Raw genomic sequence first — 26687 nt, 5'->3', positions numbered from 1 at the left:
GCTCATTCAGCGAGATGGGTGGATGCGCATCAAGTGTTTTTGAGGACAACTTGAAGATTTTTGCTTCTATTAATTGGCTGCACCCACTCCTGCTTGAACCCATTCAATATCCGATAGAAAGTTGAGGAGACAAAACCATCAGGTCCTTGGACGGTTTACCCTTTGCTAATAGACTTTTATCGGGCCTGGTTCTTGCTGATAAACATAGTTCTATGTCGCCCATACTTGGTGAGCTGCCATATTCCTTCACTTAATTTCCTATTTTACTGATGATTATTCGCTCTGCGCTATGCCTGTTATTTTTCTTGCTCGTTCCATTGTTTGCGACGGGCTACGACCTCAAAGAAGAGGTAGAGATTCGCCAATCTCTGCTTGCCACGGCCCTGGAACGGGAATCAGCAGACCTGATCATCCGCGGGCCTACGGTTTTGAATGTCTTTACCAGCGAATGGTTGCCGGATCAGGATATTGTTATCAAAGGCAAGCGTATTGCCTGGGTAGGAGCTACGGGTACCTGGGGCGGAGAAGCACTTGCTGAAATCGATGCGCGGAATGAGTGGGCGGTTCCCGGCTTTGGAGAATCCCACAAGCATATAGAAAGCAGCTATCTCACACCCGAGTACGAGGCCGCCCTGGTGATTCCCCGCGGTAATACATGGACGATGGAAGGGTCCCACGAATTGTCCAATGTGGTGGGCAATTATAATGCCGAGTTTTGGCTCAAGGCGGAAGATGCGGGAAGTCCGCTAAAGATTTTCCCGACCATTGGATCGGCGACTCCGCCCACGGTCTATGAATTTGGAGGTGGCTACTACGGTCACAAAGAAATGGATGGTTTTATGAAATACGACATCCGTGTCCCAGGCCTCGGTGAGGTTATGGATTGGCCGGCAGTCAGTAATCCGGATTCACCGGGTAATGAACGCATCTGGGGAATGATCCGTGCCACCTGGGAAAACCGTGGAGTGGTGGAAGGGCATGGATCGGGCTTGTATACTCCCAACGAGATCAATGCGTTTTCGGCCGCCGGGTTGTCGTCCGACCACGAAGTACGCCGGAATGAGGAAGGACTGATCAAGGTGCGCGCCGGGGTGTTTCTCGAAGTGCGACCTGATACGGCTCGGACGCTTTTCCCTTACCTGATAGAAAATGGGCTAAGCGATTGGAGTAATATTTCGGTAACCACGGATGACCGGGACGTAGCCGCCACAATTCAGCTTGGTGCTATGGATTACAATATCCGCAACGCCATCACGAGTGGTGTTCCGGTAATCGCAGCCTACCAGATGGGAAGTTATAACACTGCGCGGCATTTTCATGTGGAACACCTCGTTGGTTCTGTTGCCCCCGGTCGGTTTGCAGATGTGGTTCTACTGGATGATCCTGAGACCGTTTCAATTACCCGGGTCATCGCGAATGGCAAACTCGCCTCCAAAGGTACGCAGTACCTGCTCGAGGTTCCTACGATCAGCTATCCCGATTGGATAGCGAAGACGATGAACGTCGGCCGGACTCTGAAGGCGGACGATTTTATCATTCAGGCACCTGAAGGTAGGACAGAAGTGAATATTGCTTTGATGCAGCCCTTCTATTTTGCACCTGAGTTCATGAGAGATACAATGCCAGTAAGGAACGGTATTGTTTATCCTGATACGATCAGAGAAATCAGCAAAGTAGCAGTTGTCGATCGGTATCATGGCAATGCTGCAGTCTCCAAAATGTTTTGGAAGAACGTGGGACCCATCACTGCCAAATCCGCCCTTGCCAGCTCGCAGTCGCACGACCTGCACAATATCTGGGTTTTGGGAAATGACGATGACGCGATGGCTTTGGCAGCCAATACCGTCGCTGACATGCAAGGTGGATGGGCCCTCGTCTCAGAAGGTGAAGTCGTAGCTACCGTACGTTTGGAGCTGGCGGGCTTGATCACTGCCAGGCCGGTGAACGAAGTGGCAGCTGAAGTCGAAGCCCTTCACAACGCTGCCGATGAGATGGATTGGATTGGCAGCCCGGGATTACCTGAAAGGATGCGTTTTGCATTCCTTACTGCATCGCCCTGGCAATGGCAATTGGTTGCTCCCTACGAGGGAAATGAAGGCGGCTTTGTGAATGTGACCAACGGAGAAACGCACCCGGTTGTTTGGTGAATCGGGTGTATAGGTTTATGCTCATAGCGGCCTGCTTCTTTGGGGCAGGCTCTCTATCGGCCCATCTGCTCAACATGACCCAGGTTCAACTTTTGATTGACCAGGAGGGGAAGGTTGAGGTGGAGGTTAAGGTTGATCTTTCTAAAGAGCTTGAAACGCCGGACGCCTATTATGCCTTTTCGCAGTTGGACTCAGAAGCCGCAATGTCGGAACAGGATGAGCTTTGGAGTATCTTGGCCGAATCTATCGATATTCGCATCAATGCCCAATCCCTGCCCCTTAAGGTGACATCGGTGCTACCTCCGGAAGACGCGTCAAAAAAGAATTTTGAAAACCCGTTTATCTGGCCGAGAACTCAAGTCGCCTTATCCGGGCATATTCCTTCAATCGAAGGGACCATGCAGGTGACTTTCTTGCCGCAGATGAATTTTGAAGAACCGATCGCGCTTACAATGCGTTCCGCCATTACAGGTAAGAGCAAGAGCCGCTGGCTGGTGGCTAGTCAATCGAGTCCTCTTTTTATTGTTAACAGAGAGGTCCCGGATACGATCGCCGCTGATGCCAATGAGGCTCCGACCTTAGAAGTATTCAGCAATTATGTGCGACTGGGTTTTCTTCACATTCTCCCCGGGGGATGGGATCATCTGCTGTTTGTCTTGGGTATTTTCCTGGCTGCGTCCAATGGGCGTCAGCTCCTGCTGCAGGTCAGTGTATTTACAGTAGCGCATACTTTCACTCTGGGATTAGCCAGCTATCGTATTATTGAGCCACCTGTACAGTTGATAGAACTCTTGATCGCCTTATCCATTTTATGGATTGGAGTTGAGAATACCTTCCGATTCAAACATCCCAAAACTCGCTTGGCATTGATTGGAGCCTTTGGCTTGTTGCATGGCATGGGCTTTGCGTCCGCACTGTCCGGGCTTATGGAACCACAAGCTGACTTTTTACTCTCTCTCTTTGCCTTCAATATCGGCGTTGAGTTGGGACAGCTGAGCTTTCTTATTTTACTCTTTATGGCTGTAGCCTGGTTTCGAAAACGTCCCTGGTATCATCGACGGATCGTGCTTCCCGTATCCCTGAGCATTTCAATGGTGGCTCTATTTTGGGTAGTGCAACGGTTCTAGCCTGCCTGGAAATTGCGCCAACCAGCTGTTGTAATAATGTCAGTTGCGTCTCCTGTAGCGACTGCTTCGCAAAGAAAACCATGGCACAGGCGACCATCTGAAAGCTCCACCTCTCCCAAGCCCAGCGGCTGCTTAATTTTGGCCAGAAAATCTCCAACCGACGAGCGGGGAAACTGCCATTCTTCGCCTTCGATTTTCACGCCATCCTTTTCCACTCGAACTAAACCGGGCCTTTCCGGTGCTGGCTTAATTTTCCGATTTAATTTTCAGCGACGATGAGATGTTCACCGTCGAGACAGGGGAATACAGGAATCAGACCAATTCTGCGCCAATTACCTCCAGGTAATATATTATGTGCAAAAAGTATTACGAATGGCTATGAAGTGACGGCTTTGAATCCCGTTTGCCTTGCCATGTATTGCAAACTGCTACGATTGTTTTGGAGATACCTAAAACGAAAGTAAGTGTCCCCAATAAGACTGCCGTCCAACGAATCAGCATTTCATAACCCCAGCATTTGGCGGCAGAGCTTGATCGAATGGCGTCTGAGCGTGGGTTTCATAATCGCTCCCAGGCTATCTCCGAGATGATTCAGGAACGGGTGAATGCCCATCATCGGGAGGATGACGACATGATCATGGCTGGAACGATCACATTGTTCTATGATTCGACCAAGCCAGGGCTCCTGCAAAAGCTCAAAAAGGTCCAACGCGAACATGTCGAAGAAGTCATCAGCACCCACGACGTATTACTCGAAGGTAATTACATTATGGAGGTGGTTCTGGTTCAGGGTCCGGTTAAGAACCTGCGGTTTATCACTGATCGTATGTTGACCTGCAAAGGCGTCAGTTCGGGCGAACTCAGCCTTACTTCAAAGATCATGCCTCCAGTGCATGGGCGGTGAGCCAGGATGGGGGTGAATAAACCCCCAAGCTAGTCTAATTTTTCTCTAAGCTCTTATTAGAAGAGTGTGTAGATAAACGGTGCCGCGGAGGTTCCGCCAAGGATGATCAAGGCACCCAATGCGAGCAAGGTTACCAAAAGAGGAATCATCCAATACTTTTTATTCGTTTTAAGGAATTGGACAAACTCGCTGACGATGCCTGCATTTTGCTCATTGCTGCCTGCGGCAAACTCGTTCTTTTCCGGTGCTTGGTTGGTATCTTCGTTACTCATTGAAGGAGCAGGTTGAGGTTTAAATTAAAATTGGCGGTAGTAGCGGGTGGGATCTTCGATCTTCTCAACATCGACCCAGTAAGTCTCCGCATCCTTATCGATGGTGCGGCGTAGAGGATCCCGTCCTAACAGCTTCATGATTAAGCCGATAATGGTTACCCAAATATAGAAGACCAGTCCGAGAAGCACGTTGCCCAAAACGATTCCGATACAGCAGGCAATGCAGTACCAGAGGAGGTAGAAGGGTTTGGCAGTTTGAGGAATGATCCAGAAAATGATGCCGAGTGCGATGCCGACTCCACCGATCCAGAGTGAGAGCTCTGTATTCCAGTTGCCGGATGTAAGTCTGCCGATGAGGAGTAGGGCAAGGGCGACACAAGGAAAGCCAATGATGAGACTTTTTGCGAAGGTCCGCCGTTCTTCTATATTGGGGTTCCAATTTACTTCTTTGAAAGGATTTACCATGTTTCGAATAGGTTGGTCTTAAAAAGGATTAATCGAGATCGAAGCTTTCGATATATTTTTTCTTAGTGGCTTCGTCTATTAGGGGTTGTTCCTTCTTACGGAGAAGGCAGTTCTCGAGGACGAGGACATCCATATCACTCGCCATAAAACAACGGTAGGCGTCGGCCGGCGTATTAACGATGGGTTCACCGCGAATGTTGAACGAGGTGTTCACGATGACACCGCAACCGGTTTGGCGTTTAAACTCTTTCATCAGTCGATAGTAACGTCCGTGGCGTTCTTCATCGACGGTTTGAATACGGGCACTCATGTCAACATGGGTAATCGCAGGTAGCGTAGAGCGAGGTACATTGACCCGTTTGCGAAGATCCGGATGTTTCATCTGCTCGCGTTGTTCTTCCGTGAGTTCATTCCAATGCTCTTTCTTAACATCGGCGACGATAAGCATGTAGGGCGATTCGCGATCGAGATCAAAATAATCGCTCACTTCTTCGGCCAATACGCAGGGAGCGAAAGGACGGAACGACTCACGGAACTTAATACGTAAGTTCATTTGCGACTGCATTGCCTCACTTCTTGGATCACCGATGATACTTCGGCCTCCCAAAGCACGTGGTCCGAATTCCATGCGGCCGCTGAACCAGCCTATCACATTCAGGTCCACCATTTCATTGGCGGTGGCTTCTAGAAGCTCTTCTTCCTTTTCAAAATAGTTGTAAGGGATGTCCCTTTTATCGAGGAATGCCTTGATGTCCTCATTCTTATGAACAGGTCCCAGAAATGATCCTTTGATGGAGTCCTTACCTTCGACAACCTTACGCTCATTTTTCAGCAATTGGTGGTGCACGAACAAGGCCGCTCCCAATGCTCCTCCGGCGTCACCGGATGCGGGCGTGATAAAGACATTTTCAAAAATCCCGGAACGAAGCAGCTTACCATTGGCTACACAATTCAACGCAACCCCTCCGGCCAGACAGAGGTTCTTGGAACCCGTTAGCTTCTTGGCTGTTTTGGCCATGCGGAAAACAGCCTCTTCAGTTACCTTTTGGATGGACGCGGCCAAATCCATTTCACGTTGTGAAATCTCAGTCTCAGAAGTCCTGGGAGGTCCATCGAACAAAGCATCCATCTCTGGGGAGGTCATCGTTAGACCCTGGCAGTAGTTGAAATACTTCATGTTCATGGCAAGGGAGCCATCTTCTTTCAGGTCGATCAGGTGCTCTAAAATCTTGTCTGCATATTTTGGCTCACCATAGGGCGCGAGCCCCATGAGCTTATACTCACCCGAATTAACACGGAATCCGCAGAAATAGGTGAATGCGCTGTAAAGGAGCCCAAGTGAGTGGGGAAAGTGGAGTGACTTTATCAACTCAATCTCATTTCCTTTTCCGTGCCCGATGGTAACGGTATCCCATTCACCCACCCCATCCAGGGTCAAAAGGGCGGATTCCTCGTAAGGTGAGGGAAAGAAGGCACTGGCTGCGTGAGATTCATGGTGTCCCGTGAAGGCGATGCGTTTCTTATACCGCTTATCCAGTGCTTTCTTAATTTCCCGGGGCAGGTGAAGCTTGGTTTTTAGCCACAAGGGCATGGCCATGAGAAATGAGCGAAAACCTGATGGAGCGTAGGCAACGTAGGTTTCAAGCAGGCGATCAAACTTTTGCAAAGGTTTATCGTAGAATACGACGTAATCGAGGTCCTCGGGCTCGATTCCGGCTTCTTCCAGGCAGTATTTGACCGCATGGGTGGGAAACTCGTGATCGTGTTTGATACGGGTAAAACGTTCTTCCTGGGCCGCAGCGATAATGTCACCGTCTACAACTAATGCCGCTGCACTGTCATGGTAAAACGCTGAAATTCCGAGGATTCGGCTCATGTAGTATAGAGGGTATAGGATGCTGGAAGATTGGACTCGATTACGCTTCTAATCATTGAATCCACTGAATTGGGCTATCCTCTAAGCCTCTTCAAGGGGGGACTCCCTGGAAATAGTATTTTCGCATTTTTCTGTCATATGCATCTGCGCTTGCCTTTAGATTACTTGCTCTGTTTTCTTATGAGCTCTGTGGATGCCAGTAAGCGTTTGGCATCTTCGATTAATTTTACCATTCTTCTTTCTTCGTTTTGAGACCATTCCTCCTTGTTCCTACACATGGAGGACGAAGCATTGGGTCTCGTTGATATCATTTATGACCGATCAGGCCACTTTCAAAGAATCGCTGGTTCTTTCCGTTTACGACTTTATTCTATTGCTGCTAAAATTTACTCCCAAGCGCTTAGTTCCCCTCGTTGCGCGTTGTATTTGTTTCGTGGGACGTGGGTTTGTGGGGCGTGATATCCAGATCTTGAGGCAAAATCTGGCGCAGATGCGAGAACTACCTATCGGTAGCGAGGCTGCCAGAGAATTTGAGAAACAAACATTCTTCAGCCATATTTGCTCTGCCCTGGAGACCTTAAAATTCTCATGTAACCAGAAACTGTTACGAATTGACGGCAAAAAGCAATTTGAATCACTTTTGGCAAAAGACCGTGATAATGGAACCGGCTGCATTGTTGTATCGGCACATCTAGGAAGCTGGGAATCTGTCGGTTGGGCGATGTCGAATCTGACTCAATCCAACTGCTATGCACTTGCTCGCCGACCCAGTTGTAAAGCCCTCACTCGCTTCTTCGACAAGTTTCGTGCTCGTTTGGGGATGAAAGTGATGCTCAGTGATCGACCGCTCGTGTTAAAGGAGATGGTCAATGCGTTGAAGAAGGGTGGACTCCTCGGCGTGGTGATGGATCAGCGTCCAGCTGGAGGGAGAAAGACGACTGTAAATTTTTTGGGTAGAGAGACAGAATTTGTGTGTGGCCCTGCGATAGCAGCCCGCATCGCTGATGCCCCAGTCTATGCGGTTTTCTGTGTTCGAAAAGGTCCCATGCATTACGAGCTCATTTCCAGTGAGGTAGTTCCGGCTGGCCATGGGATTAAAGACACGAATGAGCTGACCCAAAGAATGGCCACTGCGATTGAAGGAGTTGTGGATCAATATCCAGAGCAGTGGACTTGGCACTACGACCGATGGAAAAATGCGGCCGTCTGCGCTTGATAGCGACTGATACCTATTTAGAGAAACTGTCCGCCTAATTCTTCCTCTCCATGAAACGAGATTCCTTTTTCCAACTCTATGATTTGAAGGAGGAAGAAACTTCCTTTAAAGGGATTTGGCTGATTGTCATTCTCTACTTTGGCTCACTGCTTTTTTCAGCTGTGGTTGCTCCTTTGGTCTTCCGACTGGTTCATTTATTGGACCCTGAAACGCAAAGCTACCTGGCAAACAAACCCTTTTCCGATTACTTTGATCGCGGGCGGTTACTCTGTTTGCTCATCCTGTTCCCGGTATTAATGAAAAAGGCCAATCTGCTTTCATGGAAGCGGCTCGGTTACCTGGAAGGTGGATGGGGGCACTTTCGAAAGTGGTTCGCTATTGGCGTTGGTATGATGAGTATCGTTTACCTGGTTGATTTCGGATTTGGTATCTTGGAACCCCGCGACAATTGGACCTGGGGTTATCAGCTGGAGAAAGTGGGCCTCGGTCTCATCGGTGCCATTCTCATTGGCCTCATGGAAGAAACCTTTTTTCGCGGATTTGTTTTCAGGACCTTTTACACCGCGCTTAAGCCCATTCCGGCGATCATTGGATCCTCCCTCTTTTTTGCCTATCTCCACTTTAAAATGGCGGATGAAGTCATGGAGCATATCCCGCCAGCACAGATTGGATTCGACGATAGTCTGACCGCGATCTGGGGGACCTTGACCGCCTTCACCACCGGTTTTGAGCCACTGTTATTTTTCAACCTGTTCTTGGTAGGCGTGCTTTTATGCCTGGCCTTCCTCTACACTAAAAACCTTTGGACCTGTGTCGGCCTCCATGCCGGCTGGGTCGTTTGTATCCAAAGCCTCTTCAAAACCTTTAATGAAGTTGAAGGAGCGCATCCCTTTTTCGGAACTGAGCGCGTGGCAGATGGATATTTGGTTACCCTCTTTCTTATTGGATTTGTCGTAATGTTTTGCTTGCTGATGAAGTTCAGCAACCGCGACCCCAATTCTTGACCTCAGAAAATCTGGGCGCCCACGAAAAATGTTCGAATCATATGGCCGATATGCATTTTCATCGGATGGAATTAAACAGAAACATTTATTTAGAAGATATCTGTATTTTCGTTTTGATTGCGATTGAAATCCTACATGGGTGTTTACTTCCATCCTTCAGCCTTCGCCAGAGGATACGGCACGACACGGCGGACCGACATGCCGTGTGTGCCTCCTTCTTCTTGTTCCGGTTCTTTTCAAGCCCGGTCTTGTCGAAGCTTTGCTTCTCGGAACAGTTATTAAGCACGACAGCTTTAATCCATGAAAACACAATTAGAAAGTCTCGGGACATGCTGAAAGACTTAGGATTGTCAGAGGTCTGGTTGTTCGAGGAAAGGTAGGGTCGCATCGCCGAGGCAACCGTTTTAGAATGGTGTTAGTTCGGCCTCAACGGATCATTCTGAATCGAAGTCCAGATTGCTGAGAACCCGGCCATCAGCTGGGAAACGATGTTTCTTTCTTCGTTGGTCCGATTGAAGAACTCGAGTTTATCGTCCTTTAGATTGTACAGCTCAATCGGTTCGTGGCTGCTATCCAGAATGAGTTTCCAATCTCCGCGACGATAAACGAAATCTTTATTCCAGCGTGTAGGCAGTGCCCAAAAGAAACCACGCTCCGCCGGGAGTGGCTGCCCTTTGAAGAGGGGTGATAGGTCTATGCCATCTAGTATCCGATCGTTGGGTACTCTTGCGGATGTTTGCTTGAGGATGGTTGTAAATAAATCCATGCCAATGGAAAGTTCGGCCGAAACGCTTCCGGCTTGGATGGCACCTGGGTAACGAATGATGGCTGGCACTCGGAGCCCTCCTTCATAGAGCCCATGCTTGCGTCCACGGTAGCCCCCGGTGCTTCCGTAGGCATTCGTTTCCCACCAGTTGATCCAGTCAGAAGTGACCGGGCCGTTGTCACTTGAAAATATGACCAGGGTATTGTCTCGGAAGCCTAGCTCATCGACTGCTTTGAGAACTCTTCCCACGTGATGATCCATGGTCGTGATGTTGGCGTAATATTCGCCCGGCCCATTTGCATTCAGTTTTTCGTAAGGAATGGCCCCGCCTGATGGAATGGGCACAATCGGTCCGTAACTGTATTCTGAATACATTTCGTTGAACCCATCTGGATTCTCCAAAGGCGTATGAGGTTCGGCCGGAGCTAAGTATAGGAAGAATGGTTCGTCTTCGGCTTTTCTTTGTTTCAGCCAGGCAATGGATTCGTCGGCATAGATTTCTGCGGTGAAGCCTTCGACGACGCCCAGGTGTTTCCCATTGCGATACACATTGTTGGGGTTCCTATTGGTCGGCGTTTGGAATGCATTGTGTCCGTAGGAATAGTCGAACCCATTATCTGAAGGCTGTGGTTCCTCCCGGTTTCCGAGGTCACTGTTCAAGTGCCATTTCCCAATGATGGCGGTACTATATCCCTGCTCTTTGAGTAGCTCCGCAATCGTGAGCTCTTGCTTGTGTAGATAGATCCCTGTGTCTTCGGGAATCCAACTTTGTATCCCGGTTCTATAGGGTGTGCGACCTGTGAGTAGGGCAGCACGTGAAGGTGAACAAAGTGCCGATGGCGCATAGTGCTGAGTCAGGCGAAGACCGTCTGCCGCCAACTGATCGATGTTGGGTGTTTGAATAACCGGGTGCCCATAGCAGCCCAAATCTCCGTAGCCAAGGTCATCGGTGTAGATGAGAAGAACGTTGGGTGAGCTGAAAAGCGAAGAGGCGAGAGCAAAGAATAGGTAAAGGCTAGACCGATGAATGGATGACATAAAGTTAGAGGTGAAGTAATAGGGCGAAAATGACCAGCGACTAATTTACTGTTGCCTGGATGGCGAAAAAGGTGCCGGAATCTATGTCAACTTGAGTAACTGTAAAACGGTAGAAATCGCCATCCATGCTGATCGTACGGGGGTCGTTTTGGAAGGTGCTGAAATCTGTGGTGTTTCGCAATTGATAGGATTGACCGTCTTTAACCATGAATGAGAATTCATGCGAGCCGTTGCGAGCGACTTGGAGAACAGGTGCTTCCGCTACCGGTGGATCCGGCCACTTGTCGACCTCCTTCCAGATCATGAGGACGTTCTGGTCCTGAACGGTGACCTTGCGTTCTTGTGGTTCAGTAATGGCTCGTCCCCAGGTCGTTATTGTATAGGTCCCTTCCTCGGTTGCGGGAATTGCAAAACCTCCAGCATCACCGGTAATGGCAGTGAATTGTCCAATGTCAGGAAGAATCCCAACTCCGCCGTGACCCTCTCCTGGATCGTATTGGCTGTTTCCGTTCGTATCGGTCCAGATGGTTCCTACGATGAAGCGGTTGTAGTGGTCGCTTGTTCCGAATGTAGATGCTCGATAGTAAGCTATGCTGGTAACCAGGGGGCCTGCCTGATTTTGTGTATTTTCGTCTGCGACCATTGCCAGCCCCACATTGGTCCATAGCCCATTGTCGGCATGAATGGATCGACGGTGGCCGCGTCCGGTTTGTAATCCGTCGGGAGTGCCACCGCCCCAATCTATGTTGAGCACCGCATGGCCATGCACACCATCCTGGGCTCTCCAGAATACGCTGGCAGCTCCTCCGTTTCCGTAGAATCCTGCCTGAGAGACTCTCTGGAACTGGCCATCGTGTGTTTGCGTGTCTATCGAAATCATGTATCCAGAGTGAGCTTTGGAGGCTTCGTAGAGGCGCCTGTCAAAGGCGCTTGGTGGCTTGGTTGCAATGGCTGCAAACTCCTCGCGGACCAAATCTTTGCTGATTCCTCGAAAATTGAATTCTGTGGTAACATTGTTGGGCAGGGTTAAAATATCGCCCACGAGCCACTTGCCTTCTTCGATCGGATTTGTGCGAGCACGGTTCATTAGCCAAGTTGCGCGGGACGAGAGACTTCACTCGACCGTAATGAGCTGGTTGAAAAAAATGTTGTTTTGAGTTAGGGCAAAGTAGCAGTTTGAACCGGACAAGGGGCACAGGGCGAGGGACAATACATCAAAGAGAGGAGCGAGTTTTGAGTGAAACGAAATCAACCTAACATGTCGTCTTCAACACATTCGTTCGGCATAGCCGGACGCTATTGCCCTACCTAACAAGTAGACTTTATTCGACTGTAACGACCAAGTTGAAAAAATGCCGTTGTTCGATGTCGGTTTGAGTGAGGGTAAAGTAGCGGGTTGAACCGGAGGATTGGATGGTACGATGGTCCTCAGTCCAGGAGACTAGATTATTGGAGCGGCGAAGCTGGTAGTGGAGTCCTTCCTCTTCTTTCCATGAGACTCGAGTCTGTTCACTCACAACCTGCATCGTAATAGGTGGCGCTTCAGGGATGACTAGATCGACAGGATCGTCCCAGGTGTCTGCCTGATTCCAGATCATGAGTACGCTCTCAGAACTGACTTCTAAGACTCGTTGTTGTGCTTGGCCAATCGCGCCTCCAGAAATGGTAATAATGTAGGTGCCACTCTCCGTAGCAGGAATGGCAAAGCCTCCATGGTCTCCGGTGACGGTATAAAAGTCTCCACGATCGGGCATGATACTAACTCCACCATGTCGCTCACCGGGATCGTATTGGTCGTTGTCGTTGGTGTCCGTCCAGATGGTTCCGACGATGTTACGGTTATAGTGGTTAGCGACACTCGTTCGTGCGCGCACATACCCGATACTGGTTATAAGTGGACCGACTGAGTTGGAATTGTTGTTATCAGGTATCATAGCGATTCCGGTATTCGATAGACCTGAACCATTCGTATCCATAAGAGCTCGTCTGTGACCGCGACCGGTTTGCATGCCCGTGCCATCGTTTCCACCTCAGTCGATGTTGAATCCGGCGTGTGCGTGAACCGCGTCCTTAGAATAGGAGAACACACTGGCCGAACCGTCATTGTAGGTGAAGTAGTTGCTCAGCTTGTTGAACTGGCCATTGTGGTCTTGGGCATCCCGAGCTATGAGGTCGCCTGAGTGATCTTTTGACCCCTTCCAAAGCCGAGCGTCAAATGCGGCGGGTGGAGCTTCGTTGATGGCGGCGAACTCTGCTTTGAGCACGTCTAGATCTACACCAAAGTAGCGAATGGCACTGGTGACATTTCCTTGAGTTAATCCATCCGCTAACCAGATGCCTTCACGCGCCGGATTGCTGCGTGCCCGATTCATAAGCCACATCATTTGCTGCTCGTTCCCATCCGGGCGGCTGCCATCGGCGGTGCTGTGAAAGGTCCATTCAGTGGAGGGCGTTGCTAAGGGTGCTTGGGGAGTGTCGTTCTGCTTCTCAGGCAATTCCCAGGGGTTTGCTGGCAAGCTGGGAGGATTGATGGATGGAGCTAAGATATGGTTTGCCTCCTGGGCATTCAGAAGTCCTGAAGCGACTAGCTGAACGAGGCACAATGTCCGAAAAAGTTTCATGCGTAGATTCAAAAGACTGAACCTATACGCTCAATTGTTCCTAGATGGAGTTCGGAGGCTGCTTTTAAAGCCTTTTTACCTTTGGTGCCTTAGATATGGAACTGCTCTTGGGAATCGTCGGTATTTTTGCTGGTAAGATCTGAGAGACCAATCGCTCGGTAGCCTTTGGATGACAGAACACGGCCTTGAGGAGTGCGTTGGATGTAGCCTCCTTGAATGAGGAAGGGCTCATGGACCTCAGCTAGTGTATCCTCTTCTTCGCCGACCGCAACGGCTAGGGTTCCTAATCCAACCGGACCACCACGATAATTGTTCGCCATGATTTTCATCAAACGTTTGTCCATTTCGTCGAGTCCATTGTCGTCGATCTCGAGCAGCTCAAGTGCTGCTTGTGCCATTTTCAAATTAATGATTCCATCGCCACGTTGTTCGGCATAGTCGCGGACAAAATGCACCAGGTTGTTTGCAATTCTTGGTGTTCCGCGGGCACGCCTCGCGATTTCCTGAGTGCCTTCTTCTTCTGCTGGAATCTCCAAGAGCTTGCACGAGCGCATGACAATTGAATTGAGCGCGGCATGGTCGTAGTAATCGAGACGTGTTTGTAAAGTGAACCTGCTACGCAATGGAGCTGTGAGCATGCCCATGCGAGTAGTGGCGCCAACCAAAGTAAACCTAGGAATGTTCAACCGAACACTGCGAGCATTCGGTCCTTGGTCGATCATGATATCGATCCGGAAATCTTCCATGGCCGAGTAGAGGTACTCTTCTACCGTTTTGGAAATGCGATGAATCTCATCGATGAAGAGAAGATCACCTTCTTCCAGGTTGGTGAGCAATCCTGCCAGATCGCCTGGCTTTTCAATGATGGGTCCGGAGGTGATGCGAACCGTACGATCCATCTCATTCCCCAAAATCAAAGCCAAAGTGGTTTTACCTAAGCCTGGAGGCCCGCTAAATAAAATATGGCTGAGTGCATCCTCTCGATCGCGAGCAGCTCCGACCATGATCTCGAGCCGTTCCAGGGTTTTGGCCTGGCCGGTAAAATCTTCGAAACTGGGTGGGCGTAGCTTGTTGTCGCTAGAGGTATTTTTATTCTCCAATGCGTCTTGAATAAAGTGTACTCCTTTTTCGGGTACGTCTGAGTTTTCGTCGTCCAAGGATCAAGCTGCTTCAGGATTCAAATCTTGCGGCATGTCTTTTTCTGGTAGCCGATCAATGACGGCACCCACTGCTCTTAGTTTTTCATCAATTTTGTCGTAACCGCGGTCCAGGTGATAGATACGAAGTACCCAGGTAGTTCCTTCCGCAACGAGTCCTGCCAATATGAGTGCCGCACTGGCACGGAGGTCAGAAGCCATGACCGGAGCACCGGAAAGCTTTTCCTGGCCTTTTACAATGGCATTGGGACCTTCAATGGCGATGTCCGCTCCCATGCGCTGAAGTTCGGGCACGTGCATGAATCGGTTTGGGAAAATCTTTTCAGTGATGATGCTGATGCCCTGAGTGACGGCCATGAGCGTACTCATTTGTGCCTGAACGTCAGTCGGGAAGCCAGGGTGGGGGTGTGTGACCACATCGACCGGTTTTAGAGGGGAAGTGCTCTTGCTCACGGTAATGGAGGTCTCGGAGTTTATGGTCAGCGGTACGCCCGCTTCCGTGAGCTTATCAATCAGAGCTGCTTGGTCGGAGACGCGGAGGTTATCTACCGTTAAATTCTCGCCTGCTAAGGCTCCGGCGATGAGAAACGTGCCGGCTTCAATTCGATCTGGCAAAATCGTGTAGTCACAACCGCCGAGTTTTTCGACTCCTCTGATGGTCAGGGTAGGGCTCCCAATGCCATCGATATCGGCCCCCATGGAAACCAGCATCTTGCAGAGATCGACAACTTCCGGCTCGCAAGCGGCGCATTCGATGACGCTCTTACCGGGTGTAAGGACAGCAGCCATGAGTACATTGGCCGTTCCGGTGACTGTGCTGCCATGACGGCCTCCCAGGAAGATCGGTTTCCCCTCGGCATTTGCCGCATCCAGAAAGACGTATCCTTTGTCGACTGTCACATCTATGCCCAGGCCACTGAAACCTTTGATGTGCATGTCGATCGGGCGTGGGCCGATGACGCAGCCCCCTGGGAGCGATATCTCGGCCTTTTTCAGACGACCGGACAAAGGTCCCATGAGACAGACCGAGGCCCGCATTTTGCGGACAAGATCATAAGGCGCCCGGTGGGATATGTCTTTGGCAGTTATTTCCCAGGTTGTAGGATCCACTTGTTCTACCTGCGCTCCCAGGTGCTCAAGGATTTGTGCCATGAAGCGGATATCGCTCAGGTTGGGCACATTCCTCAGAATGCATGTTTCTCCGGTGAGTAAAGTGGCGGCAAATATGGGTAAGGCCGCGTTTTTGGCCCCGCTTACGGGGATGTTTCCGCTGAGAGTGTTACCACCCTCGATTCGCATGACTTCCATAGGGTTGAGACAAGCTCGAGGTTAAGAGGCTTCGGGCTTACTTTCCGGTTTGGAAGAAGCTTCAGAATTCTGGTTGTCTTGCTGTGGGCGGCGATTGCGTCTCCGGCTTCTGCGGCGTGGCCGTTTTTTAGCATTTTCTGGATCACCACCACCCTCCGACTTAGCGTGTGGTTTGTTGCCGCCTTTGTGGTTTTCTTGGCCTTGTGGACGGTTGCCTTGATTGTGGTTCTTGCGGCGTCTTGGACGACGTTTGCGTGGACCGCGATGACGATATCGTTTCTTGGGTTCCTCTTCTTTGATACCAAAGAGACCCTTTATGCTGGAAATGATCGATGCGAAAAACCCTTTCTTGGCCGGCTTTCTAGGTTGGTTACGCCGGTTCGGATTTCTATTACGGTTTTGCCTGGGTTGTCCATGTTCCCGATTCCCATAGCGATTCTGTTGGTTACGAGGGCGCTGGTTTCTTGGACCTTTAGAATCGTCCTGGTCGTTCTGGTCTGAACGGTTGCGGTTCCGATTACGATTCTGTGGCCGTCTACGACGTGGTCGTTTCTTGGCGTTGCCTTGATTATCTCCGTCCTCAGACAGATGTTGAGCGCGTGGTTTCTGCTCCCGCTTTTTAGGCTCTTGGGCGCTTTGCCCGGAGTCTTTGGCTTTCTGCCCCTGCTTTGGCTGTGGCTCTGAAGCCGGCTTGCTCGGTGACGAAGTACTGGACTGAGGCACCGACTTCTTAGGGGCCGGCTTCCTTTCGCTTTTGTATCTGGATCGCCTTTGTGGAGCAGGGTTATTACTCTGTGAGGGTCTTGGTGGTGTAGGAACAGATGGTTGTGATGACTTTGATGGAGCTGAAAAATCTTCAGAATTCAGATCGTAATCGGTTTTGGTATTAACGGGTTTGGCCTCTTCAAATTCGGGCATGGTAAGATCTTATCTTGATGGTTTTTGGATGTATTGAGGAGGTCACATACGTGGGAGGCAGGCAGCGAAGGCTTTTGAGAGGTAGGGAATGAGATATCAGATGTGCAAGTCATTCTATGGGTGCCTGTTAGAATCCTCAGATATTCGGATGGTGACCTTGGTTAAAAGGGTTTATCTTTCAGAAATGCCCTTGTTTTTTACAAGGTAATAATCGGGGAATCCTCGAATTGGAGACTAGTTTCCCTTCAGGAGGATGGGGGATACTTTAAGCTATATCGCTGGCAATGTGGCTGGATCGCAGAGTATCACTGAATTCGACTTGCCCCGGGTGGTGGCTTGGCCAAACCTTCAGCCCATGGATAAACTCGATGAAATTTTTAGCCTACAAGACCAATTGAATAAGCGCATTGGTGTGAATACGGATGGAATGTCTGAGGAGGAGCAAACCAAGTGGGTCCTCAATTACACGCGCGCTATGCAGCAGGAGTTGGCAGAGCTCATCGACTCGGTTCCCTGGAAGTGGTGGGCAAAATATCAAGAATTCGATAAACAAAATGCCAAGGTCGAGGTCGTAGATCTCTTCCATTTTCTCATTTCCCTGGGGCAAGTGCTGGGTATGACTCCCGACGATGTCTACCAGGCTTACCTTAAAAAGAACGAAGTGAACCACCAGCGACAGGATAGTGGGTATTCTTCCAAAGACGAAGAAGACTCGCGCCATATCTAGGTTCTTAACTTAGTTCGTCCCGTCTCTCTTGGTAATAGTCCTGTAACATGAAACGTGTCCTTTTGGTGGCCTGCTTTTTAAGTCAGGTATGGCTGACTTTATTCGGGCAGAATCAGGACCCGCTCATGACGCCTGTGCCTTTGGTGGAGGAGAAAGACTTAGGAGCTGAACGAGCAGGTAATTTACGCCTTTGGCAGGAAGCGGCTGCAGACAATGCCTTGAGGTCAGGTCTGGCCTCCATTGCTATTGGGCTTTATGATCAGCTCTTGGTTGGGGCTGACGGAGAGGATCCCCGGACCCATGAGATGGAGCTCAATCGAATCTCATCCTTTATCGCTTTGGGGCGGATGGAGGATGCGGAGCAAGCCCTCTCCAGTTTCCAAGGCAATGTGGATTCCAGGGTAACCTTAAGGCAGGCATTGGTAAGCTTTTTCAATAGTAACTTCGAAGATGCCGAGGATGGCCTTGAGGAGATAACCATTGAAGATCTAAAGGAGTATGACTTGGCCTGGTATTATTTGCTTTTAGGCCTCATTGAAAAGAGATCGGAGAATGAAGAGGGTGATTCTCTGCTGAACCGGGCTCGCCTACTATCTGTTTCCCCTGAACAAAGCTCCCAGGTCGACCTGATTATATATAGGAGCCTCCTGCTGAATGGTGATATTCTCGATGAGGATGATCTGGAGGATCTGAAAACGAAAATGGATGAAGGTTTGGCTTCAAACATTCGAGCTGGATACCAGTTTACCAAGGAGTATGTCATAGCGCTTTATTTGTCGGATCGATTTTCCGAAGCGACTCAGGCCATCACACAAACCCTTCCTGGTATAAGTGAGGCCAACTATGATTTAAGGGACGAGTTGTTGTTACTCCTTGGAATTATAGCTGGCTACGACTCGACGATTGGTGCGGATGCCTTCAGAGATCTGGTTTCTGTGGGCGTTGTGACAGAACTTCGTTTGCGGGCCCTGAGAGAGTTGGTATCCGTGGCGTCTTCGGTTGAAGAGATCGATTACTTCCTCAATTTTACTGATACCCTGGACCAAGGACAGTTTCCGCAGGAGTTGGCCAATCAGATCTTTTATAATAGAGCCCAATTATTGTACAGGAAAGGTGACTATGAGGCTTCAGGAACGGATTGTGAGGCATTGCTCCAGCGAAATCCCGATGTAGAACTTCGGGAGTCGGCAACTCGCTTGTTGGTGCTCATCGCATTCCAGCGGCAGCGATATCGCACCGCATCGGGTCTTTTAATTGAATTGAGCAATCTGGTTGTCGACCCAGATGAACAGAACCAGCTCCAGTTGTTGGTGGCTGATTGCTTTTTTCAAGCGGGTGACTACGGAGATGCCGCTGAATCCTATGGTATTGCTATTCAGCAAGTAGGTGCGAATCGCGGTGGGATTTTGTTTCAATGGGTGCTTTCCGAGATTCGTGCCGGTAATCTAGAGGAGGCTGGCAGGCACATGGAGAGTTTCAAAACGGATGGAAGCTTGGATCCTGTTCAGAAATGGCGAGCACTCTGGAATTACCTGACAGCCCTGCATTCTGCCGGAGAACAAGATAAAGCATTCGACGTGCTCAACTCCTGGTTGACTCAAGATGCCAGAGACTTGCTGCCAGTGGATCTGTGGATTCGTCTGCTTTGGTTCCGGTGCCAATTATCTCTCCAGACTGGAAACTACCAGGCGACCCCCATTCTCGCTGGAGAAGTGTATGCTGGATTAACGGCAGCCGAGGGAGCGATCGATCCGGCTACGGGAATCGATGTTTCGACGCTTACCAATATTCTGGAAGGGCAAGCGCTTATCTTTGCAGGTCGGCAGGAAGAGGGATTGGAATTGATGGAGACGGTTCGCAGTGACTATCCAAGTACGCGGGCTGCGGCCCAGAGCTATTTGGCTGAAGCGAGATATTATGCATCGCAAAATCTCCTGGTAGAGGCCCAACGGCGATACATCGAGCTTGCGGACAATTACCCTGGGAGCGAACTCACACCCGTTGCGCTTTATGAAGCTGCTCTGAATGCTTTGAATCGTGGAACGGATGCGACTCGTCTGGAAGCGAATCAAATCCTCAATCGCTTAGCCGAGGAACATGCCGAGCATCCGCTTGTATTCTACAGCCGTCTTCACCAGGGGAACCTACTTCGCCGCTTTAACGACTTTGGGGGTGCGGAAGTGGTCTACGACCGATTGTTGGTGGATTTCCCGCAGCACAAAGATAAGCACATTGTTGAGATGGCTCAGGCCAAATGCATTTTGGCCCAGACTGATACCTCCCAAGCGCGCCTTGACCAGGCGATTGGACGTTTTGAGCGATTGGCTGAGCTACCAGAGCTTCCGATTGATTTACGAGTAGAGGCGAGTTGGATGTGGGCATTTTCTTATGATCGTCGAAGCAATCCTGATCGCGTCGTCGAAATCTATTGGTTGGCCATTAACCAGTTTCTTCTCGATGCCGATCAGTCCGACTTGCTTGGACCTACTGGGCGATACTGGATGTCAAAAATTGTTATTTCATTAGGTGAGGTCTTGGAAGAGCAGGGTGACGTTGACGCTGCTCGTCGTGTTTACTCCTATATCCAGGAGTTTGGACTCCCTTTCAATAGTCTTGCGGAGGGTAAATTGAGCCGATTGGCTCAGAAAAGGGTTAAATGATGGAAGGAATAGATCTAAGTTTATTGGAAAAAGGAGGGCCGATGATGTGGGTCCTCTTGTTGATGAGCCTGGTCTGCTTTCTGATCTTTATTGAGCGGGTGTTATTTCTGCACCGTGGTCAGATACGTTCCTCCGAGTTTGTAACCGGTATTAAGAATATCGTACGGAAACAACGATTGGTGGAAGCGCTGACTCTTTGTGAGGAAACGCCTGGGCCGGTTCCAAGCCTGGTCAAAGCTAGTCTCCTTCACTATGGGGAGGACGAAGAAAAAATACGCTACGAAATCCAAGAAGCGGCTTTGGTTGAGATTCCTGTTCTGGAGAAAAGACTCGGCACCTTGGCTGCCCTGGCAAAATCAGCTCCATTAGTGGGTTTATTGGGTACGGTGCTCGGCTTGGCTCAAACCTTCTATGATATGGAACAGTCAGGTAATTACTCAGATGCGACTGTTCTATCCAATGGGATGTGGCAGTCCCTCATTACAACGGCGTGTGGACTGGCTATAGCGGTACTCGCCTTTATTGGGTTTCACTTCCTACATGGCCGTGTACGCGCCTTAGTCCGCGATATGGAGTGGACCGGAAACGAAATGTTGAAATTCCTCATGCGAGATTTGCGAGAAGCCGAGGCAGGTGCGGCACCAGCGAAGGAGGGGCAAAAAGATGCTTAGCCAACCGCTTGAACTGGAACGATTCATTCGTACCAAGCCCAAGTCCGACCTCGAGGTGGTACCTATCATAGATATTCTGGTCATTGTTGTGTTTTTTGGAATCTTCAGCTCTCCCTTTGTGGTCCCCAAGGGAGTTGTGATAGATTTCGAGGTCAACGAAAGCCTGGTTAGCGGTATCAACGTTACGTCGGTGCTCACCGTGAAACGTGACAACATGTTACTGTTTGAGGGGCAAAATCTGAAACTAAACCAATTTGAGGAAAAAGCGCGCGAGTACCTTCAAGGAAAGGAAAACGCAGTTTTGCTCCTACGTCTTGATCCTGACATTAAAATGGACACCTTCTTCCAAATCAGTGGGGAGGCTAAAAAAGCTGGCTTTTCCAAGGTCCATGTTGCGGGCGAGAAAGAGGCAATAGATCTACCGACGTTTCAATGAGCAAGAAGGAGGAGATTCAAAAGCACCCTGGCTACAAACGCTGGGTATTTGTTTTTGTCATCGTGGCAGTGGTCGTTCACGCCGGGGCCTTCTATCTTTTTAACTGGGACTTGGATGAGCCAGCCAATCGCTTAGCAGAAAAGAGTTTTGTGGTATTCCAACCTGAAGGATTCCCCATGGAGAGTGATAAATTGGAGCAACAAGCTTATTTGTTCGATTCTGAACCCATCTTTTTGCCCACAGACCGCAATTACTCCGGCCCAATCAAGACGGACGCCAGTATTTGGGAACCTGAAGTGCAGTTGGCAGCTTCTTTCCCGGCCGACATCCGCTGGGACGATTCTCTTCTATTGCTAGACAGCGAGCTCAACCCAGGTGCAGGAACTGCTTTGGAGCTCTTACAGCCAGTATCTCGGGATTTTGTTTCTGAGTTTGCCACCGAAACACGAGTGAAGGTCGAAACACGACCTCTTGGGTTGTACGTAGAGGCAAAAACTTCCCTGGGGAAACCAGTGCTCAATACTTTCATTGGATTTGATTCAGAGCAACCCGTTGAATTCCCGCTCAATCCCGCCGAATTCTCCATTTCAATCACCGACTACGGGCTCGCAGGGAATCCCTTATTGGTCAACCCAAGTGGCAGCGAAATAACGGACGATTTCGTCCGCGATTTTATCCTGGAAAGGGTCCATCCACTCCTTGTGGGAACCACCGGATATTTATACATTAGAATCGGGCTTTGAAATCCTTTGGAAAAAAGGCAAATAAAGGGTTGACGACCCAATTTCCTTTTTGCCATTTTCCCGCCTCTATTTTCTTCACACGATTCTTATTTAGATAGTGTGCCCTTGTAGCTCAGTTGGTAGAGCGCGTCCTTGGTAAGGACGAGGTCGGCGGTTCAAATCCGCTCGAGGGCTCCATTCAAGAGAAGATCTTCAAAATTATACATCACTAATCACCAAACCTTGACCGAACACCACCCATGGCTAAGGGAACATTCGAAAGAACAAAACCACACGTAAACGTCGGAACCATTGGTCACGTTGACCACGGTAAAACGACTCTAACTACAGCTTTACTTTCTGTGCAAGCCAGCAAAGGGCTAGCAGAAATGAAGTCCTATGCGGACATTGCCAAAGGTGGAACTGTTCGTGACGATTCTAAAATCGTTACGATCGCAGTTGCTCACGTTGAGTATGAGTCTGAAAATAGACACTATGCTCACGTTGACTGCCCGGGTCACGCTGACTTCGTTAAGAATATGATCACTGGTGCCGCCCAAATGGACGGAGCTATTTTGGTCGTAAGCGCAGCTGACGGACCTATGCCACAGACGCGTGAGCACATCCTGCTCGCTCGTCAGGTAGGTGTTCCAAACATTGTTGTGTTCCTCAATAAGGTTGACCTTATTGATGACGAAGAGCTCTTGGAGCTTGTTGAGATGGAAGTTCGTGAACTTCTCTCCAAGTATGAGTTCGACGGCGACAATATCTCAATTATCCGTGGATCTGCAACCGCAGCCCTGGAAGGAAAACCTGAAGGTCTCGAAGCAATCCAGAATCTACTGGACGCAGTTGATAATGACATTCCAGAGCCTGTTCGTGACATCGATCAGCCCTTCCTAATGTCCATTGAAGACGTTTTCTCCATCACTGGTCGCGGAACTGTTGTTACCGGTCGTATCGAGCGTGGAATCGTCACAGTAGGTGACACCATCGAAATCGTTGGATTGAAAGACACTCAAAGCACAGTTGTTACTGGAGTGGAAATGTTCCGCAAGCTGCTCGACCAAGGTCAAGCGGGTGACAACGTAGGTGTTCTTCTCCGTGGTATCGAAAAAGAAGCTGTTCAGCGTGGACAAGTTCTTGCTCAGCCTGGAACCATCAACCCACACAAGAAGGGTAAAGCAGAAATCTACGTCCTCAGTAAGGATGAAGGTGGACGTCACACTCCTTTCTTCGATGGCTACCGTCCTCAGTTCTACTTCAGAACCACCGACGTAACCGGAAACGTAAAGCTTCCGGACGGCGTTGAGATGGTAATGCCCGGTGATAACCTCGGACTCGATGTTGAGTTGATCCAACCCATCGCGATGGAAAAAGGTCAGCGTTTTGCGATCCGTGAAGGTGGCCGCACCATCGGTGCCGGACGTATCACTGATATCATCGAATAATTTATTAACCCTTTCAACTGGGCCGGGAACTCGCAAAAACGGGTTCCCGGCTTACCTGTCTAATTTACAAGCTGGTATATAGGACAGTAGCTCAATTGGTAGAGTTGCGGTCTCCAAAACCGTCGGTTGGGGGTTCGAGTCCCTCCTGTCCTGCCAAATAAAAGTCTATGAAAAATCCATTCCGCAGTATTCGAATTTTCTGGGGTGAAACCATCCTCGAGTTGAAGAAGGCCACCTGGCCGACTCTGCGCGAACTCCGTGAATCCACAATTGTGGTGTTAGTTGCCGTCGTTCTGCTGGGCGCATTTATCGGTATTGCGGATTTTTCACTCTTCCAAGTTGTTAACCTCTTCACTGATTGGGTTCGCGGTTGATCTAAGTTGCTATGACAGAAACTACCCAGTCCAATGCCGCATGGTATGTTTTGCAGACTCTTTCTAATAAAGAGAACCAAGCAAAGCTGTACCTTGATAAATACAAAAAGCAGGAAGAGATGGAGGAATTTCTCCTCGACGTTCTGCTACCTACCGAAACGGTTTCTGAAGTAAAGCAGGGTAAAAAGACCAGCAAGACGCGAAAACTCTACCCTGGTTACGTATTCGTGCACATGAGACTGTACGACGAGAATGGCATTCTCCTGAATAAGCCGTATTATTTTATAAAAGGCGCAACCGGTGTGATCGGCTTCGTGGGTGGTGAAAATCCAAGTGCACTTAAGAAGTCAGAAATTGATCGCATCATCTCTCACGTTGAAGAGGCCGAAGGTAAGGAAGTACCTAAGGTAGCGCATGAAATTGGTGAAGAAGTGAAAATCACCGATGGACCTTTCCTCAATCTGAATGGGAAAATTGATGAAATTGATCCGGAGAAGGGCAAACTGAAGGTTTCAGTTTCCATCTTTGGACGTTTTACACCTGTCGAACTCGAATACTGGCAGGTGGAAAAGAATACTGACTAAGCTAAATGGCTAAAAAAATAACAGGAACGATACGTTTACAGCTCCCTGCTGGCGCGGCTAACCCCGCTCCCCCAGTTGGACCTGCTTTAGGTGCTGCTGGTGTGAATATCATGGGATTCTGTAAAGAGTTTAATGCAAAGACCAAAGATCAGGCGGGGACCATTTTCCCAGTTGTGATCACCGTATATGCGGACCGGTCTTTCACCTTTATTCTGAAATCGCCGCCAGCTGCTATTCTTCTAAAGAAAGCAGCAGGCCTCGCAAAGGGTTCAGGTGAACCCAACCGGAACAAGGTGGGTAAGGTCACACGGGCACAAGTGCTCGAGATCGTAAAAATCAAACAAAACGACCTCAATGCCAACGACGACGAGGCGGCTATCAAGATTATAGCCGGTACCGCTCGCAGCATGGGAATCGAATTAGAAGGATAACCCCAGAGGAACGAAATATCATGGCTATTCAGAGCAAACGATACAGAAAATCTTCCGAGACCGTTGAGGCCCTTAAGTCCTACGAGCTCGATGAAGCGATCACGATTTTAAAGGGATTTTCCGAAGCAAAGTTCGACGAGACGGTTGAACTGTCTTTCCGCTTGGGAGTAGATCCCCGCCAAAGCGACCAAATGATACGTGGCACCGTATCACTTCCCAACGGAAGTGGTAAGAAGGTGACGGTTATAGTATTCACAGAAGATGATGAAACGGCTACGGCTGCCGGGGCCGATTATGCCGGTCTCGATGAACTGATCGAAAAGGTCAAAGGTGGTTGGATGGACTTCGATGTGGCTGTGGCGACACCCGCTGCGATGAAGAAAGTTCGTGCCATTGCCCGCGTACTTGGACCCCGTGGTCTTATGCCAAATCCCAAGTCCGGCACCGTTACTGATGATGTTGCCAAGGCCATCAACGAAGTGAAGGCCGGTCGTGTGGAATACAAAATGGACAAGTCTGCTAATATGGCTGTGTCTGTCGGTAAGCGCTCATTCGAGGCTGACAAGATCAAGGAAAACATCGAAACCGTGATCGACACAGTGGTAAAAGCTAAGCCAGATAAATTCCACGGTAAGTTTATCCTAAATCTCTCCGTCTCCTCTACTATGAGCCCCGGAGTCAAAGTCGATACTTCCAAATACATAGAGTCTTAAACCTACCTGACTATGAGAGACGAAAAGAAATACCTGGTTGAAGAAGCCGGATCCCACCTTGAGAAGTCAGACTACGTATTCCTGACCAACTTCGAGCGCATCACTGTAGAAGAAACGAGTGAGCTTCGCGAAACACTTGCTAAAGAAGGCGCAGAGTTTCACGTGGTTAAGAACAGCGTTCTCGATGTAGCAGCGAAAGATCGTGATCTTCCCGATCTTAAAGAATGGCTCGCAGGCCCAACAGCAATTGTTGTTGGAGGAAACGATCCTTCTGGAGTTGCCAAAGTTCTAAGAAAATTCTGTAAGGCCAAGGATAAGAACGACGTTAAAGTGGGTGTATTGGGTGACAAGACTCTGACCGCAGAAGACGTTAAGGTTCTATCTGACTTACCATCCATCGAAGTCCTCAAGGCTCAATTGCTTGGACTTCTTAACCAGCCAGCCACTCAAATGGTATCTGTGCTTAATGCGGTTCCGACCAGCGTGGTCAATGTTCTGCAAGCCAAAGCCGACCAGGAGGGTGACAACTAATTTCACAATTTCGGATCCATCCGGAATCAAACCAATACTAATTCAACAGGTATATTAGGAGATCTCTCTTAAACGTTTCTACCGAAACACTAATCTGCCAAGGAGTTAAACATGTCTGATATCACTAAAGATCAAGTAATCGATTGGCTTTCCGGCCAGTCTGTCGTTGAAATCGCATCGCTCGTTAAAGACCTCGAAGATAAATGGGGAGTTAGCGCAGCCGCACCTGTCGCAGTAGCTGCAGCACCCGCCGCCGGTGGTGGTGGAGGCGAAGCCGCTGAAGAGAAAACTGAATTCGATGTTATCTTTGCCGCACCTGGCGATAACAAGATTGCTTCTATTAAGGAAGTTCGCGCCATCACCGGCCTCGGACTCAAGGAAGCAAAAGACCTCGTTGAAGGCGCTCCAAAACCTGTTAAGGAAGGCGTGTCCAAAGACGAAGCTGCTGAAATTCAGAAGAAGCTCGAAGCTGCCGGTGCTAAAGTCGAAATCAAGTAATCTGATTTACCTTTATAATCTTCTTTCAAGAGACGGGTCAGGTTTGGCTACCCAGCCAAGCCTGCCGTCT

General features: G+C 49.4%; 28 protein-coding genes and 2 tRNA genes. 19 read left to right on the top strand and 11 right to left on the bottom strand.

Features of this window, described 5'->3' with window-relative positions:
* Positions 1-269 precede the first annotated feature (269 nt).
* Together GA003_18300 and GA003_18295 are read left to right on the top strand one after the other, a co-directional pair.
* Complete coding sequence (locus GA003_18300) at positions 270-2147, top strand: amidohydrolase family protein (GenBank protein QXD27934.1); 1878 nt, start codon at positions 270-272, stop codon at positions 2145-2147.
* A gap of 17 nt (positions 2148-2164) precedes the next feature.
* Positions 2165-3274, top strand: a complete 1110-nt coding sequence (locus tag GA003_18295) for a HupE/UreJ family protein (GenBank protein QXD27933.1) — start codon at positions 2165-2167, stop codon at positions 3272-3274.
* Here GA003_18295 and GA003_18290 read toward each other — a convergent pair.
* Entirely contained in the window at positions 3271-3489 is a 219-nt protein-coding gene (locus GA003_18290) for a hypothetical protein (protein ID QXD27932.1), read from the bottom strand. The genes GA003_18295 and GA003_18290 overlap by 4 nt on opposite strands.
* Before the next feature lie 323 nt (positions 3490-3812).
* On the opposite strand from GA003_18290, the gene GA003_18285 reads away from it, so the two are divergent.
* On the top strand, positions 3813-4178 hold the full coding sequence (locus GA003_18285; protein ID QXD27931.1) for a nickel-responsive transcriptional regulator NikR: 366 nt from the start codon (positions 3813-3815) through the stop codon (positions 4176-4178).
* A gap of 56 nt (positions 4179-4234) precedes the next feature.
* Here GA003_18285 and GA003_18280 read toward each other — a convergent pair whose 3' ends face one another.
* The 3 genes from GA003_18280 to GA003_18270 are packed head-to-tail and all read right to left on the bottom strand — an operon-like array spanning position 4235 to position 6791.
* Positions 4235-4450 carry a hypothetical protein gene (locus GA003_18280; GenBank protein QXD27930.1) on the bottom strand — a complete coding sequence of 72 codons (216 nt, stop codon included), beginning with the start codon at positions 4448-4450 and terminating at the stop codon, positions 4235-4237.
* Between the two features lie 24 nt (positions 4451-4474).
* A complete protein-coding gene (locus GA003_18275) occupies positions 4475-4915 on the bottom strand; it encodes a hypothetical protein (GenBank protein ID QXD27929.1) in 441 nt (146 codons plus the stop codon).
* Between the two features lie 28 nt (positions 4916-4943).
* Positions 4944-6791 (bottom strand): carbamoyltransferase, encoded by a 1848-nt coding sequence (locus tag GA003_18270; GenBank protein ID QXD27928.1) that lies wholly within the window; start codon positions 6789-6791, stop codon positions 4944-4946.
* Between the two features lie 313 nt (positions 6792-7104).
* Here GA003_18270 and GA003_18265 point away from each other — a divergent pair, with 313 nt between their 5' ends.
* Positions 7105-8007 (top strand): lysophospholipid acyltransferase family protein, encoded by a 903-nt coding sequence (locus tag GA003_18265; protein ID QXD27927.1) that lies wholly within the window; start codon positions 7105-7107, stop codon positions 8005-8007.
* A 50-nt stretch (positions 8008-8057) separates the two neighbouring features.
* The gene (locus tag GA003_18260; GenBank protein ID QXD27926.1) at positions 8058-9011 is read left to right on the top strand and encodes a CPBP family intramembrane metalloprotease; all 954 of its coding nucleotides are present in this window, start codon (positions 8058-8060) and stop codon (positions 9009-9011) included.
* 415 nt (positions 9012-9426) lie between these two features.
* Here GA003_18260 and GA003_18255 read toward each other — a convergent pair whose 3' ends face one another.
* The 7 genes from GA003_18255 to GA003_18225 all read right to left on the bottom strand — a co-directional run bounded on the left by GA003_18255 (position 9427) and on the right by GA003_18225 (position 16819).
* Entirely contained in the window at positions 9427-10815 is a 1389-nt protein-coding gene (locus GA003_18255; GenBank protein ID QXD27925.1) for a sulfatase-like hydrolase/transferase, read from the bottom strand.
* 40 nt (positions 10816-10855) lie between these two features.
* Positions 10856-11902 (bottom strand): hypothetical protein, encoded by a 1047-nt coding sequence (locus GA003_18250; protein QXD27924.1) that lies wholly within the window; start codon positions 11900-11902, stop codon positions 10856-10858.
* 235 nt (positions 11903-12137) lie between these two features.
* A complete protein-coding gene (locus GA003_18245) occupies positions 12138-12824 on the bottom strand; it encodes a hypothetical protein (GenBank protein ID QXD27923.1) in 687 nt (228 codons plus the stop codon).
* 21 nt (positions 12825-12845) lie between these two features.
* The gene (locus GA003_18240) at positions 12846-13436 is read right to left on the bottom strand and encodes a hypothetical protein (GenBank protein ID QXD27922.1); all 591 of its coding nucleotides are present in this window, start codon (positions 13434-13436) and stop codon (positions 12846-12848) included.
* 89 nt (positions 13437-13525) lie between these two features.
* Positions 13526-14593 (bottom strand): Holliday junction branch migration DNA helicase RuvB, encoded by a 1068-nt coding sequence (ruvB, locus tag GA003_18235; protein QXD27921.1) that lies wholly within the window; start codon positions 14591-14593, stop codon positions 13526-13528.
* Between the two features lie 3 nt (positions 14594-14596).
* A complete protein-coding gene (gene murA / locus GA003_18230; GenBank protein QXD27920.1) occupies positions 14597-15901 on the bottom strand; it encodes a UDP-N-acetylglucosamine 1-carboxyvinyltransferase in 1305 nt (434 codons plus the stop codon).
* 21 nt (positions 15902-15922) lie between these two features.
* Positions 15923-16819, bottom strand: a complete 897-nt coding sequence (locus tag GA003_18225) for a hypothetical protein (protein ID QXD27919.1) — start codon at positions 16817-16819, stop codon at positions 15923-15925.
* A gap of 355 nt (positions 16820-17174) precedes the next feature.
* On the opposite strand from GA003_18225, the gene GA003_18220 reads away from it, so the two are divergent.
* The 14 genes from GA003_18220 to rplL all read left to right on the top strand — a co-directional run bounded on the left by GA003_18220 (position 17175) and on the right by rplL (position 26617).
* Entirely contained in the window at positions 17175-17546 is a 372-nt protein-coding gene (locus GA003_18220; protein ID QXD30476.1) for a dUTPase, read from the top strand.
* Positions 17547-17593: 47 nt separating this feature from the next.
* The gene (locus GA003_18215) at positions 17594-20206 is read left to right on the top strand and encodes a tetratricopeptide repeat protein (protein QXD27918.1); all 2613 of its coding nucleotides are present in this window, start codon (positions 17594-17596) and stop codon (positions 20204-20206) included.
* On the top strand, positions 20206-20877 hold the full coding sequence (locus tag GA003_18210; GenBank protein ID QXD30475.1) for a MotA/TolQ/ExbB proton channel family protein: 672 nt from the start codon (positions 20206-20208) through the stop codon (positions 20875-20877). The genes GA003_18215 and GA003_18210 overlap by 1 nt, the downstream gene beginning before the upstream one ends.
* A complete protein-coding gene (locus GA003_18205) occupies positions 20870-21313 on the top strand; it encodes a biopolymer transporter ExbD (protein QXD27917.1) in 444 nt (147 codons plus the stop codon). Before GA003_18210 ends, GA003_18205 begins: the two co-directional genes overlap by 8 nt.
* Positions 21310-22056 carry a hypothetical protein gene (locus tag GA003_18200; GenBank protein ID QXD27916.1) on the top strand — a complete coding sequence of 249 codons (747 nt, stop codon included), beginning with the start codon at positions 21310-21312 and terminating at the stop codon, positions 22054-22056. The genes GA003_18205 and GA003_18200 overlap by 4 nt, the downstream gene beginning before the upstream one ends.
* A gap of 101 nt (positions 22057-22157) precedes the next feature.
* A tRNA-Thr gene (locus GA003_18195) sits at positions 22158-22233 on the top strand.
* Positions 22234-22295: 62 nt separating this feature from the next.
* A complete protein-coding gene (tuf, locus tag GA003_18190; protein QXD27915.1) occupies positions 22296-23486 on the top strand; it encodes an elongation factor Tu in 1191 nt (396 codons plus the stop codon).
* Positions 23487-23566: 80 nt separating this feature from the next.
* A tRNA-Trp gene (locus GA003_18185) sits at positions 23567-23642 on the top strand.
* 11 nt (positions 23643-23653) lie between these two features.
* Positions 23654-23860 (top strand): preprotein translocase subunit SecE, encoded by a 207-nt coding sequence (gene secE, locus GA003_18180; GenBank protein QXD27914.1) that lies wholly within the window; start codon positions 23654-23656, stop codon positions 23858-23860.
* A gap of 11 nt (positions 23861-23871) precedes the next feature.
* A complete protein-coding gene (gene nusG / locus GA003_18175; GenBank protein QXD27913.1) occupies positions 23872-24444 on the top strand; it encodes a transcription termination/antitermination protein NusG in 573 nt (190 codons plus the stop codon).
* Positions 24445-24449: 5 nt separating this feature from the next.
* Positions 24450-24875, top strand: a complete 426-nt coding sequence (gene rplK / locus GA003_18170) for a 50S ribosomal protein L11 (GenBank protein ID QXD27912.1) — start codon at positions 24450-24452, stop codon at positions 24873-24875.
* Positions 24876-24895: 20 nt separating this feature from the next.
* Positions 24896-25588: a 50S ribosomal protein L1 gene (rplA, locus tag GA003_18165; GenBank protein QXD27911.1), complete on the top strand. Its 693-nt coding sequence runs from the start codon at positions 24896-24898 to the stop codon at positions 25586-25588.
* Positions 25589-25600: 12 nt separating this feature from the next.
* The gene (gene rplJ, locus GA003_18160) at positions 25601-26119 is read left to right on the top strand and encodes a 50S ribosomal protein L10 (GenBank protein ID QXD27910.1); all 519 of its coding nucleotides are present in this window, start codon (positions 25601-25603) and stop codon (positions 26117-26119) included.
* Positions 26120-26230: 111 nt separating this feature from the next.
* Entirely contained in the window at positions 26231-26617 is a 387-nt protein-coding gene (gene rplL, locus GA003_18155; protein QXD27909.1) for a 50S ribosomal protein L7/L12, read from the top strand.
* Positions 26618-26687: the final 70 nt, after the last annotated feature.

The sequence above is a fragment of the Opitutia bacterium ISCC 52 genome, from assembly GCA_014529675.2.
Lineage (GTDB): Bacteria > Verrucomicrobiota > Verrucomicrobiia > Opitutales > UBA2995 > UBA2995.
The sequence above is the reverse complement of the archived record's forward strand: the minus strand, read 5'-3'. Positions and strand labels throughout refer to the sequence as shown.